This is a genomic window from Sinanaerobacter chloroacetimidivorans, assembly GCF_018128545.1.
Lineage (GTDB): Bacteria > Bacillota > Clostridia > Peptostreptococcales > Anaerovoracaceae > Sinanaerobacter > Sinanaerobacter chloroacetimidivorans.
On the sequence record NZ_JAGSND010000001.1, the window covers coordinates 109,066 to 121,209 of the forward strand.

Below are 12,144 nucleotides of genomic sequence, written 5' to 3' on the forward strand. Positions count from 1 at the left end.
TTTACTTTATATAAAATGAATTATACTATTTAATCATAAAGAATAATTTTTAAAAACTTTTATTTTTTTGTAACGAATCATGTTTTATAAGCACTTATTAGTAGGAGGTGATTGAGTGCAGGATATAGAAAAATTCTATAATGATTATTTTCAAACGGTATTCAAATATTTATTCTGCATGACTCATGACGCAGATATATCTGAAGAGTTGACTCAAGAAACCTTCTATCAAGCCGTGAAAACATACGATAATTTTCGAGGAGACTGTAAAGTTTCCGTCTGGCTTTGTCAGATTGCAAAGCATCTATGGTACAAAGAATATAGGAGCAGGAATAAATATACATCCGATTCAATCGATGAGATTTCAGACAGTTTCCATGCGACAGAAAATGTTGAACATATAATTCTAGAAAGTGATTCGAAAATTGCATTGTATCAAAAACTACAAACTTTGGATGAAAAGACAAGAGAAGTCATATATTTAAGGCTTACAGGAGAACTCAGTTTTCGTGAAATTGGCGAAATATTAAACAGAAATGAGACGTGGGCACGGGTTACTTTCTATCGAGGCAAACAAAAACTTATGAAGGAGGGACAGTAATGAAAAGAGAATTGAAATGCAGTATCGTTCAGGATTTGCTTCCTAACTATATTGAAAAACTTACCAGCTATGATACAAATCAGGCTATACAAGAGCATTTAAATACTTGTGCAGACTGTAAAAATTTGTATGAGCAAATGGTTATTGATATTAGCACCCCTGTGAGTGCACCAAAGATTGAGCTGAAGTTTCTGAAAAAAGTCAAAAGGACAAGAATATTGGCTGCAGCACTATGCATTGTCCTAACACTGGTTTTATCCTATTTACTCTATCATTCAGAATATCATTACACAATTGATAAGAGTGATTTATCTGTAGCCATCACTGAGTTCACCACTCCTTTTGAGCCTGCTTTTGAAGCTTATGTGCTGGAGACCCAGGCGGTAGGTAACACGTTGATTGCTTCCTTCAAAGATCAGGCCCACCCTGATAATTATGGAGTTGCTGTGCTGGTAAAGGGATTCAACCAAAGATACAGGATAGTTCGAACTCAGATTAAGGCATCCGATTATTCTTCGGTTGTGGAGATTTTCCCACTCGAAATCAAAAACGAACGTTATTATGCAGTGAGCGGCTATAATCTTTCTAGCGATATCCACTTCTATGGGATGGACTATGATGCATATATGAATCCGGGCTATCTTTCTAAAGACCGTGTAACGCAATCAATTCAATTCGAGGTAAAGAACCCACAGTTCTTGGAGATTTATCCAGCAGATGAGCTCGATGAACGGGCTGTAAACGAATCTAGTGAGACTCTATACAACTATCGTCTAACGGAAGCATCCCTGTATGATGCCAACGGCAACGAAATCACTGAAAATTTTAGGAATGAAAATCCGGGTGTCCGAGCGCACTCAGGTGCTGGAAAAGCTGAATTATTTTTGCTGTATATCTATATCGCAATTGTTATAGGCCTTGGAATAATAATGACGAGATATTTTTTAACAGAATAGAATTTTGGGAAAATAATATGGTTTAGTTGTTTAGATGTTACCTAAGTTACATTTACTGCAATTTAGTTTGCAAGGATAAGAAGTGTTCCATAATGTGAAAAAACGGCGATTGGTCTATTATGATAGCAGCCTCCCAGGCTGCTTTGAAAACGAAGTAAGCTTTGAATCGAGTGTAGGATTCATGGCGTGAAAGTCTTGCACTGCAACGGATTGAGAGAATATTAATATCATATAAATAGGGTGCTGTCAAAGTGAATCTTTGATGTCAACACCCTATTTTTATATGAAAAATATGTTTTTTGATGGTTCGGAATTCAAAAAACATGCATTATGGCACACTTTTTCGGGATGAATTATGGGACACTTTTTGATACGAAAAAGTATGATTTGGTTTATTTTGCAAGCGTTTCAAGTTCTTTATTACGAAACTAATAATGAGATTGCTCTGCTGGCAGCCATTATCTTGCAATTAATTTGGTCTATCTGGTTAATGTACAATTGATATATAATATTTATTAAATAATTTTATAGCTCAAATCTGAATTTTTTCAAGTGCAACCGAAATGTAACCGATATTTGCGTAATAGTTGGTGGTTGCAACCAGCTTCATTTTGATAGGCTATAGCCAACGAGAAAGGAGGCAGTTGAATATGAAGATAACTGTCATAATGGTTGTAATCAACCTAATTTTTGTGAGTATATTTGTTAGTTTAATCATTCTCATTATCCGTGCTCTTTTGAAATATATAAAATCAAAAGATGTTCGACAAGAAAAGTCCGAAGTGCGAAAATCCCTTGGAGAAGCATTAAAACAGCACCGTACTCGCTGCAAAATGACACAAGAGTTCGTGGCGGAAACCATTGGAGTGAGCAGGCAGGCAGTATCCAAATGGGAAAGCGGAACCTCTGACCCAAGCACGTCAAATCTATTTGCACTTGCAAAATTGTACGGAATATCTGCAGAAGATTTACTGAAAGAAGTTGAATGAGTGATATCAGCTGCGCGAAGAGTATGAGCATAACTGGAACATTATAAATTCCAATTTGATAAAGTGTTCCACAATGTGAAAAAAAGAGATTGGTCCTATTTGATTGCCGCGGCTCAGGCTGCGTTGAAGGCAAAATAAGCTTTGCGTAGAGTGTAGGATACACGACGTGAAAGCCTTGCGACGTAATGAGTTAAGAGAATATTAATATCACATAAATAGGGTATTGACAGATAAAATTTTGACTGTCAGCACCCTATTTTTATATGAGAAATGTTTATTTTCAGTGGTTCAGAATTTAAATTATAATTTAATCCAGTTTGATATAATATAGGATATACCCCACTATTTTGTTGAAATGCACGTTGAAGTTGCGAAAGTGCAATGCTGGATTGGTAGAAAAAAGAACGCTGTGCATATATTCTATTCTTACAAAACTATTAAGGAGTTGATGAAATGACCTTTGGCGAAAAGCTGTATGAACTTCGGAAATCAAGCGGTCTTTCCCAAGAGCAATTGGCGGAAAAATGCAGTATCACACGGCAGTCGGTTTCTAAGTGGGAATTGGGGCAGGGCTATCCCGAAACAGAAAAATTGCTGGTGCTTTGCCGTGTATTAGATGTGGATTTAGATTATCTGTTGAGAGATGAAATTGCAAGCCAGTCAGTGCCAAGCCGACAAGCAATTTCTAATCCATATCAACCGTATTTAGGGAAATGGGTATCGCTTTTGTTGCATGATAGAGGTTTGGGGGCAATCCCTTTGGCCGCGATTACCGCTATGAATGATGATTATGTTGTTTTTGAATTGAATGGGAAAAAGAGGGTAAGAAAAAAGGGAGTAATAAAAATCTCTGATATCCAAGCAATATCGGAAGCGAGGATAAGCGAGAAAAAAGCGACAGCTTTTGGTACGGTAGAAACCTTCGATTTGAAAAATGGCGATAATCTCTACAAATTGTTCGCAGGAAAAAAATGTGCCATTAAGCTTAGGCGTAATGACTTCTCAAGAACTATCTTCTCTGGAGATGTCTATGTGGATTGGTTGTCATCGCCTACGATTTCTTTTTATATAGCAATTCGATATTTTTTGTGTTAAAAAAGTCGAGCATCGTAAAAGTAGCTTTGGTATTATGTAGATATGAAAGGAGGGAGATCATGTTAAACGAATTAAATCATGTGATTGACTATATTGAAGAGCATTTAACTGATGATATATCTCTTGAAACAATTTCTGAATATGCTGGAGTTTCTGACTATCATTTTAGAAAGATATTTTTTTATCTTTCAGGGTTAACCCTTAGTGAATATATTAAAAACAGAAAATTGTCGGAAGCAAATAAGGATTTATTATATGGAGAAAAAGTAACGGATGTTGCTTTTAAATATGGTTATCAGTCAATGGACGGCTTTACTCGAGCATTTAAAAAATGGAGTGGGTTTTTACCCTCGGATGTAATAAAAAAAGGCATAAGTAAATCGTTTCCCAAACTTTCATTCATAATAACCATAAAGGGAGGAATATCTATGGAATTTAGAATTGAAGACAAACCAGCGTTTAATTTAGTCGGTGTAAGTAAACGTGTCCCTATGCAATTTGAAGGTGTTAATAACGAGATTGTAAAGCTTGCAAAAAGCATAACGGACGAACAAAAAGAAGAAATGCATTCTCTTCAAAATATTGAACCTTATGAAATTGTCAATGCTTCTTATGAGGCTGACGCTAATTTCTTAAAAGAAGAAGGAGATTTAACTCACTTGATAGGTATTTTAACGACTGAAAATCAAGTAAGTGATCTGTTAGAAAAAGTTCCAGTCGAAGCCTATACTTGGGCAATATTTCCAAATGAAGGACCATTCCCTTCTACATTACAAGAAACAATGGCAAAAACATATTCAGAATGGCTTCCCTCTTCCAATTATGAAGTAATCAATGCCCCTTCTTTTTCTTTTACTAAAATGGATAAAGACAAAAAAGATTACGCTTATAGTGAAGTTTGGATTCCTGTTCGGAAGAAATAAAAACTAAAAATACACAAAACATTCTGCTTATAAAAAGCAAGGGTATTGTCTTTGGAGATTCCAAGAGGCAATACCCTATTATTATTGTAAACTTGCTGTGATGACTCTACTCAAAGGCCTGTTCCAGGTCTTCAATCAAATCGTCTGCATATTCAAGACCGACGGACAGTCGCAGCATGGTCTCATTGATTTCTTTGGCGTCTCTCTCTTCCTGGGAAAGATCGGCATGAGTCTGCAGCATCGGGTAGGTGATCAAGGTTTCTACTCCTCCGAGACTTTCCGCATACAGGATTAAATTCACTTTTTCCAAGATCCGTTTTGCCGTTTCTTCACTGTCAACGGAAAACGAAATCATGGAGCCGAATCCTTTTGATTGCCTTTTTGATATTTCAAAACCGGGATGGTCTGGAAGACCGACATAATATACTTTCTTTACTTTTTCATGACCCTGCAGCCATTGGGCGATAGCCATAGCATTTTCCTGCTGCTTTTCCATTCGGATAGACAGGGTTTTAATTCCTCTGATCAAAAGCCAGCTGTCAAAAGGGGATAGACCGGAGCCCAGGCTCATTAAAATATGGCGAAGTTTTGCAGCCAAGTCAGCATCAGATACAACAAGAAAACCAGCCAGAGTATCGTTATGCCCGCAAAGATATTTCGTACCGCTGTGCATTACAATATCCGCACCCAATAAAAGGGGCTGCTGAAAATACGGTGTTAAAAAAGTATTGTCAACAATAAGAAGGATATTTCTTGATCTCGCTATACGTGAAAGGGCACTGATATCAGTCACTCTCATCGTTGGATTGGTAGGGGTCTCGATGAATATGGCCTTTGTTTCCTTACAGATAAGAGCCTCGATTTGGTCAAGGCTCGTGGTATCTGCAAAATTAAAACGTAAGCCATTTTTAGTATTAACCTGTTGAAAAAGCCGGATCGAACCGCCGTATAAATCGGAAGATGCGATAATATGGTCTCCCGGCGTGAATATTTCCATTAATCCGCTGATGGCAGCCATACCGGAAGAAAACGCAATGGCATCAGTTCCGGATTCTAATGCGGCGACTGTTTTTTCAAGATGCTCTCTTGTAGGATTTTGTCTGCGTGAGTAGTCATAACCGGTTGTTTCGCCAACCGACGGATGTGCAAAAGTAGCGGATTGATAGATTGGAACGCTGACTGAACCTGTAAGATCCCTCTTATCTTCATTTCCATGTATGCAAAGTGTTCTGATATTCACCATAGTTTCCCTCCTTATTCATGGATATCCTATCGTAATTGTATGTTTTATATACTAACCGAATAAGGATCTAAAGTCAATGAAAATCATGATCCGCACGGAAATTCTGAAGAAAAATTAGGATATCAAATTATAGATCCTGTACTTCGAATATAATAATATCTTCTCCAATTTTTCGTATTGCACTCCAGGGCAATTGAATAAAATCTTTTCCTCCTAAAAAGCTCATTTTCCCGTGATAATCAGGAACCAGAATTGCTTTGATTTTGCCATTCCTTTCTTCGAATAAAAGCTCTGCATTGGCTAGCTGACCATGTCTGCTTCCATTGGAAAGATTCACAATTTCTTTGTCGCCTAAATCACTTAATCTCAAATAAATCACTCCTTTATCGATATCGCATTGTTACAGCGGCGATATTTCCTACATAATAAAAAAATATATTTTGGAAAAACTATTTTTATTACAAGGAAAGGAAAATGATATATGAATATGGAAAAGAAAAATGAACCGGAAAAGCCTGAAAAAGATCAGCCGAATAAAAACGAAAATGATAATGAAAACGATAAAGATATTGACTCTGAAGCGAAGCAGAATATCGACAATTTTGGAGCTATCAACAGCGCCTTTAATTTTCAAAGCAACATCCAATATTTAACCATCATTGGAAATATTGAAGGGCATATGGTTCTGCCTCCTCAGAATAAAACCACAAAATATGAAAATATTATTCCTCAATTGGTAGCAGTGGAAGAAAATGATAATATCAAAGGTTTATTAACAATTTTGAATACTGTTGGAGGTGATGTAGAGGCAGGTTTGGCTATTGCAGAGCTGATTACCACACTTTCAAAACCAACCGTTTCCTTAGTATTAGGCGGTGGCCACAGTATTGGTATTCCCCTGGCGACTGCAAGCAATTACTCCTTTATTGCTGAAAGTGCTACCATGACATTACATCCGATTCGTATGACGGGATTGGTAATCGGAGCAGAGCCAACCTATGATTATTTTAGAAAAATGCAGGATAGAGTCATAGACTTTATTATCAGAACTTCAAATTCCAGCAGAGAACAGATCGTTGATTTAATGAATTCAACACAAAATATGGCGGCTGATATCGGTACTATTCTATTTGGTCATGAAGCTGTAGATATTGGGTTGATTGATGAAATAGGCGGTTTAAATAAAGCATTGGCCAAATTGAAAAGCTTAATTAAAGAAAACGAAAAGTCATAATTTGTCGAATTACAATAATTGTAAATTATATACAAAAATGTTAATCTAATATTAAATACAACTATTATAGTAAAATATCAAAAATCCAACGATTATGTTAAAGGGAATTTGCAAGATGATTAGATTATTTATTTTGGACAAGGACTGGGAGTATGGCATTGCTTTGGGCAAAGCCATCTCCAACCTACATAGAGAGTTCCAGGTTATTGTTGAAAAACCGGAAAAGATCACGGAGATAAAAGAAAATGCCTTTGATTTTATTCTACTTGGCGGCTATGAGTTAGATTTCATAAATACCTTCCATGTTGAAAAATCCATCGTGATAAAGCTGGCGGATCAAATGTCCCCCAGCTTTGAGGAGCAGCTGAAAGCAGCAGATTGGAAAAATGGGTTAAAGATTTACAAATATGAGAGAGTAAGCGAATTTGCAAAGGAATTATTTTTTCTGTATGGCGCAGTTACAGGTAAAAAAGATTTGATCAAGTCGAATCATGTGACTGATGTTATCGGATTTTACAGTGTATCCGGCGGTGCCGGGAATACGGTTATTTCTATCAGCACCGGCAGAGAATTGGCAAGATACCATGATAAAAAAGTTCTGTATCTGACCTTTGACGAATTACCTGACACACAGCTTTACATAAAAGAAGAGTTTTCCAAACATAGCCTTAGTGATTATCTGTATTATCTGCTGGAGAAAAAAGATGAAATGCTCTGCAGTATTTTAGAAAGCTTTACTTTCACAGATGAATACGGTCTTGCTTTTTTTTATTCTTCGAGAGGACTGAATGAGCTTGGCCGGCTCAATATAGAAGATTTATCCTATCTTATTAAATTTGTTATCAATAGCAACCAATTTGATTTATTGATTTTGGACCTGGGAAGGCATATCTCCGAAAAATCCTTCTATCTGTTTGAGCTTTGCAGCAGTTTTGTTCTAATAGAAGATGCCACTTCGTCATCAGCTTGTAAAATGAAACATTTTTTAAATAGTATGTCAAATATGGATCAGGAGCTTCTCGGGAAGATGATTCGTGTAAAAAACAAAATCAATGTAACAGAAGGTGAAGCTTATAAAGATGAAGGCAATCTAAAGGAAGGCGATGAAAATGAAACGGCCACCGATCTGGTACGAATCGAAAATGACAGCCAGAGTTTTTTCTTCCATGATGGTTATATGGATGTCAGTATTCATCAAGTCTTTGGATTAGGGATTAAAAAGATTGCAGATATTGTTTTGGGCCAGCTGTTATTGCTGAAAAAATAATATTTGCCTTATTTAAATGAGAAACTCTATATGAATGAGCAGGGGCACATTGCCTAGGACCTTACTTGAATTGAAATATCAATTGAAGAAAGGTCTTTTTGTTTGTGTCGAAAGATGTCGATTGAAATTAATTGTAAATAAAAGGAAATATAGTTAAAATAAGATAAAAGGAAATAATTTACATTTCGACATTGAAAAAAGATTGCGGAGGGAAGAAATGAAAGGAGAATTCAGCACAATAAAAGAAATAACGGATGGAGTAAGAGCGGTAATCAATAATAAAAAAGAACAGTTGAGCGATTGCGAAGTTCTCGCGTTGATAGAAGATTTTGTGCTCCATGACAACAGGACAGATCTCTATTCCTATAAGGTAAAAGGAGAAGTGATTAACAGTATTTTTAATTCAACAAGAAAGGATTTAGACCTATTGCAGCCTTATGCCGAGGATAAAGAAATCAGCGAAATTATGGTCAATGGTACTGAAAGTATATTTGTTGAAAGACACGGACATATGGAAAAGCTGGATATTTGTTTTGAAACGGCAGAAGAGCTGGAGGAAATCATAAGAAGAATCGCTGCAAAAGTACATAGAGAGATCAACGAGTTAAATCCTATAGTAGACGCCAGACTTGACGATGGATCCAGAGTCAATGCAGTGTATAAAAACATAGCCCTAAATGGTCCTATTTTGACCATCCGACGATTCCCCGAACAAAGGATAACCATGAAAGAACTGCTGCAAAAAGAAACGTTGACACTGGAGGCTGCAGAGTTTTTGAAAAAGCTGGTGTCTTCGGGCTACAATATCTTTATTTCAGGAGGAACCAGCTCCGGAAAAACAACCTTTCTTAATGTACTATCCGAGTTTATTCCTAAGGATGAGCGAGTGATTGTCATTGAGGATTCAGCTGAACTTCAGATCTCCGGAATTGATAATATCGTCAGAATGGAATGCAAGAATGCAAATGTTCAAGGGAAGGGAGAGGTAAACGTAAGACAATTGATCAAAACGTCGCTTCGAATGAGGCCAAATAGAATTATCATTGGTGAAGTAAGGGGAGGGGAGGTTCTGGACATGATACAAGCCATGAATACAGGCCATGACGGTTCTTTGTCTACGGGTCACGGGAATTCGCCGGAAGGAATGCTTTCCAGGATGGAATCCATGTTTCTTCAGGCAGCGGATTTTCCTTTGGATGCAATAAGGAGCCAAATTGCAGAGGCGATCGATATCATTGTGCATCTGGGCCGGCTGCCGGACAAAAGCCGCAAGGTACTGGAAATAACAGAAATCGAAGGATATGTAGATGGCAAAATAATACTGAATCCCTTATATAAATATAAAATTAACAGCAAAAAGGAAGATGGAACATCCTTCGGGATTCTTATGCCTACAGGTAACCGATTGCAAAATACAATAAAACTAGAGTTAAAAGGAGCTGCGATGTGATTGATCAGAATGAAAGAGAAATCCCGGTAACCGTACCATATTCCTATAATGTTTACCAACTGTCAGCTAAGGAAAAAAGACGATTCCTATTATTATGCGGTACCGGATCAATGGCCTTGGCATTCTTATTTTACCAAAACATCTTTTTATCCCTGGCTTTCGCAGGATTATCCTATCCCGGACTCAAACTCTACAGCAGCTATCTTATGGAAAAACGGAAAATGGAGTTAAACATGCAGTTTCGAGATGTCTTATATTCACTTTCCGCTTCCATATCTTCCGGCCGGCAGATGCCGGAAGCTTTATCTGAAGCCGAACAGAATATGAAGCTAATCTATCGGGAGAATGCTGTCATCGTAACAGAACTGTCTCAGATGGTAAAGCGGATATTTCAAAGCAGGGAATCTGAGGAAGATATCCTTGAAGATTTTGCAAAAAGAAGCGGTCTGGATGACATCATCAATTTTGTGGATATTTATTTAACCTGCAGAAAAACCGGCGGTGATTTTGTAAAAGTTATCAGGAAAGCTTCCGAAATGATTATGGACAAAATCACTATTGATCAGGAAATCCGTACATTAACGGCTCAAAAACGTTTTGAAATTAAGATCTTGACTTGTATACCCATTGCAATCGTTATATTTTTGAAAATTGTTTCCCCGGATTATTTGGCAGTCCTGTATCAGGGGATACAGGGAAGATTTCTGATGACACTTGCATTAATCGGAATTGCAGCATCCTATTTATGGAGTATGAGGATTATAAAAATCCAGGTCTAAGTATGCAGGAGGCGAGTTATGAGACTGAATGAGCTATCAATACTTCTCAACAAAGCTGCCAAGAGGCTTCTTCCCATATTGCCCGATTCACTTACGGGATCCGCTGCAATCATAGAGCAAAAGCTGAAAATGCAGCATGGTGATAAAGACTGTAATGAGTTGGTATATCAGAAAAAATTAGATTTACTGCGAAAATATCTGCTTATACTTTTGATTTTTATGATCTGTCTGATTGCACTGATGATCAATGCCTTTTGCTCAAAAAGTGATTTATCTGTTCTGAAAAGACCGGCATATGGGGAAATGGGGTATTCTACACCTGCTAAAGCTTATGTCACCTATGGAGAATATAAAATTGATCAGGATATTGTATTAAAAACACTCCCTGCGCAATTGACAGAAGCAGAAAAAAGGCAAGCTCTGCTGGACTTCAAGGAAAAGCTTTCCGATATGATTCTAGGAGAAAACAAGGATCCTCATCATATTTCAAAGCCTTTAAAATTACTAACTGAGGATACGGCTTCAGGAATTAAAATACTTTGGGAATCAGAGAAACCGGAGATTATCAGCAGCAAAGGTGAAGTGAACCTAACGAAAGCGAAGAATGGCGAGACGGTATATCTTCATGCCGTGTTATCTCTCGGCGAACAGACGGAAGAGAAAATCATAGCCTTGGAGGTGGGTAAAGGAGCAACCAGAAAAGACTATGAAAAAAATTTGATTACCATACTGAATGAAAAGATTAAACAGTTAAATCAAAGCTCAGGGGCCGGTGACATGACACTTCCGGATACTCTTGGAGACGGGATTAAAGTCCGATGGGAGACTTCTGATTTTGGTGATATCACATTCTTAATAGCCGCATGCTTCATTGCTATGATCATCGTTTTTATGAAAAGGTATGATCCCTTAGATAAAGAACTGAAACAAATAAAAGACTCTATTCTTGCCGACCTGCCTGAGTTTATAAACAAGTTGGTCCTGCTTTTAAATGCCGGACTTGTGGTAAGCAGTGCTCTTGAAAAAATTGCTAAAGATTATGAGAAATATCAAATGAAAATGGAAGGCACAAAAAAGAATAAGAATACAAGGGTTTTATTCAGAGAACTTTGTGAAATGAATAAGCGTGTCAGTCAAACGAATACTTCTATTATGAAAGAACTAAAAGATTATTCACAAAGATCGGGAGTAAGAGAATTGGTTCGTATAACTGCGATGATAGCTGACAATTTGAATAAAGGGAGTGCTTTGTCAGAAAAACTGGAAAGTGAGGGAGAACTCCTTTGGCTGAGCCGAAAAAAAAGGGCTGAGGAAAAAGGCCGGATCGTAGAGACAAAACTGACATTTCCTTTAGTGATTCTCCTGTTGGTATTAATTATGATAACGATTGCACCGGCATTAAACGAAATGTAAGGGACTGAAAAAGAACGGAGGAATTAAAATGACAAAAAAGAAGTTTATACAGAACAACAAAAAAGGCATGGAAATGGTCCAAGTTGCTATCTTAGTAGCAATCGCCATAGGACTTGGATTGATATTCAAAGATAAAATAGGTGAATTTATCTCTGCAACCTTTGATAATCTTATGAACAGCGGGTTCTGAGACA

The 12,144-nt window shown here is 37.2% G+C and carries 13 protein-coding genes; 11 read left to right on the forward strand and 2 right to left on the reverse strand.

All coding sequences use genetic code 11. The features are described 5' to 3' along the window. Positions 1–115: 115 nt before the first annotated feature. From KCX82_RS00550 to KCX82_RS00570, 5 genes are all read left to right on the forward strand, one after another. Positions 116–601, forward strand: a complete 486-nt coding sequence (locus tag KCX82_RS00550) for an RNA polymerase sigma factor (RefSeq protein WP_227016488.1) — start codon at positions 116–118, stop codon at positions 599–601. Then, a complete protein-coding gene (locus KCX82_RS00555) occupies positions 601–1,557 on the forward strand; it encodes a zf-HC2 domain-containing protein (protein ID WP_227016489.1) in 957 nt (318 codons plus the stop codon). Before KCX82_RS00550 ends, KCX82_RS00555 begins: the two co-directional genes overlap by 1 nt. A 650-nt stretch (positions 1,558–2,207) precedes the next feature. After that, a complete protein-coding gene (locus KCX82_RS00560; protein WP_227016490.1) occupies positions 2,208–2,546 on the forward strand; it encodes a helix-turn-helix domain-containing protein in 339 nt (112 codons plus the stop codon). Between the two features lie 453 nt (positions 2,547–2,999). Further along, on the forward strand, positions 3,000–3,641 hold the full coding sequence (locus tag KCX82_RS00565) for a helix-turn-helix domain-containing protein (RefSeq protein WP_227016491.1): 642 nt from the start codon (positions 3,000–3,002) through the stop codon (positions 3,639–3,641). Between the two features lie 59 nt (positions 3,642–3,700). Further along, the gene (locus KCX82_RS00570; protein ID WP_227016492.1) at positions 3,701–4,564 is read left to right on the forward strand and encodes an AraC family transcriptional regulator; all 864 of its coding nucleotides are present in this window, start codon (positions 3,701–3,703) and stop codon (positions 4,562–4,564) included. Positions 4,565–4,670: 106 nt separating this feature from the next. Here the strand turns inward: KCX82_RS00570 and KCX82_RS00575 are convergent, their stop codons facing one another. Both KCX82_RS00575 and KCX82_RS00580 read right to left on the reverse strand, forming a co-directional pair. Beyond that, a complete protein-coding gene (locus tag KCX82_RS00575) occupies positions 4,671–5,807 on the reverse strand; it encodes a trans-sulfuration enzyme family protein (protein ID WP_227016493.1) in 1,137 nt (378 codons plus the stop codon). Between the two features lie 127 nt (positions 5,808–5,934). After that, positions 5,935–6,177, reverse strand: coding sequence for a YlmC/YmxH family sporulation protein (locus KCX82_RS00580; RefSeq protein WP_227016494.1), 243 nt, complete (start codon positions 6,175–6,177; stop codon positions 5,935–5,937). Between the two features lie 117 nt (positions 6,178–6,294). On the opposite strand from KCX82_RS00580, the gene KCX82_RS00585 reads away from it, so the two are divergent. From KCX82_RS00585 to KCX82_RS00610, 6 genes are all read left to right on the forward strand, one after another. Continuing rightward, positions 6,295–7,041, forward strand: a complete 747-nt coding sequence (locus tag KCX82_RS00585) for a ClpP family protease (protein WP_227016495.1) — start codon at positions 6,295–6,297, stop codon at positions 7,039–7,041. A gap of 115 nt (positions 7,042–7,156) precedes the next feature. Next, entirely contained in the window at positions 7,157–8,308 is a 1,152-nt protein-coding gene (locus KCX82_RS00590; RefSeq protein ID WP_227016496.1) for a P-loop NTPase family protein, read from the forward strand. Positions 8,309–8,525: 217 nt separating this feature from the next. Then, complete coding sequence (locus KCX82_RS00595) at positions 8,526–9,758, forward strand: CpaF family protein (RefSeq protein WP_227016497.1); 1,233 nt, start codon at positions 8,526–8,528, stop codon at positions 9,756–9,758. Then, positions 9,755–10,537, forward strand: coding sequence for a type II secretion system F family protein (locus tag KCX82_RS00600; RefSeq protein WP_227016498.1), 783 nt, complete (start codon positions 9,755–9,757; stop codon positions 10,535–10,537). Before KCX82_RS00595 ends, KCX82_RS00600 begins: the two co-directional genes overlap by 4 nt. A gap of 18 nt (positions 10,538–10,555) precedes the next feature. After that, the gene (locus KCX82_RS00605; protein ID WP_227016499.1) at positions 10,556–11,950 is read left to right on the forward strand and encodes an immunoglobulin-like domain-containing protein; all 1,395 of its coding nucleotides are present in this window, start codon (positions 10,556–10,558) and stop codon (positions 11,948–11,950) included. A 28-nt stretch (positions 11,951–11,978) separates the two neighbouring features. Then, positions 11,979–12,140, forward strand: a complete 162-nt coding sequence (locus KCX82_RS00610; RefSeq protein ID WP_227016500.1) for a Flp1 family type IVb pilin — start codon at positions 11,979–11,981, stop codon at positions 12,138–12,140. Positions 12,141–12,144 lie beyond the last annotated feature (4 nt).

Coding starts and splice junctions, on each gene's coding strand:
- KCX82_RS00555 (WP_227016489.1), top strand. CDS start 601: ATGAAAAGAGAATTGAAATGCAGTATCGTTCAGGATTTGCTTCCTAAC.
- KCX82_RS00560 (WP_227016490.1), top strand. CDS start 2,208: ATGAAGATAACTGTCATAATGGTTGTAATCAACCTAATTTTTGTGAGT.
- KCX82_RS00565 (WP_227016491.1), top strand. CDS start 3,000: ATGACCTTTGGCGAAAAGCTGTATGAACTTCGGAAATCAAGCGGTCTT.
- KCX82_RS00570 (WP_227016492.1), top strand. CDS start 3,701: ATGTTAAACGAATTAAATCATGTGATTGACTATATTGAAGAGCATTTA.
- KCX82_RS00575 (WP_227016493.1), bottom strand. CDS start 5,807: ATGGTGAATATCAGAACACTTTGCATACATGGAAATGAAGATAAGAGG.
- KCX82_RS00585 (WP_227016495.1), top strand. CDS start 6,295: ATGGAAAAGAAAAATGAACCGGAAAAGCCTGAAAAAGATCAGCCGAAT.
- KCX82_RS00590 (WP_227016496.1), top strand. CDS start 7,157: ATGATTAGATTATTTATTTTGGACAAGGACTGGGAGTATGGCATTGCT.
- KCX82_RS00595 (WP_227016497.1), top strand. CDS start 8,526: ATGAAAGGAGAATTCAGCACAATAAAAGAAATAACGGATGGAGTAAGA.
- KCX82_RS00605 (WP_227016499.1), top strand. CDS start 10,556: ATGAGACTGAATGAGCTATCAATACTTCTCAACAAAGCTGCCAAGAGG.
- KCX82_RS00610 (WP_227016500.1), top strand. CDS start 11,979: ATGACAAAAAAGAAGTTTATACAGAACAACAAAAAAGGCATGGAAATG.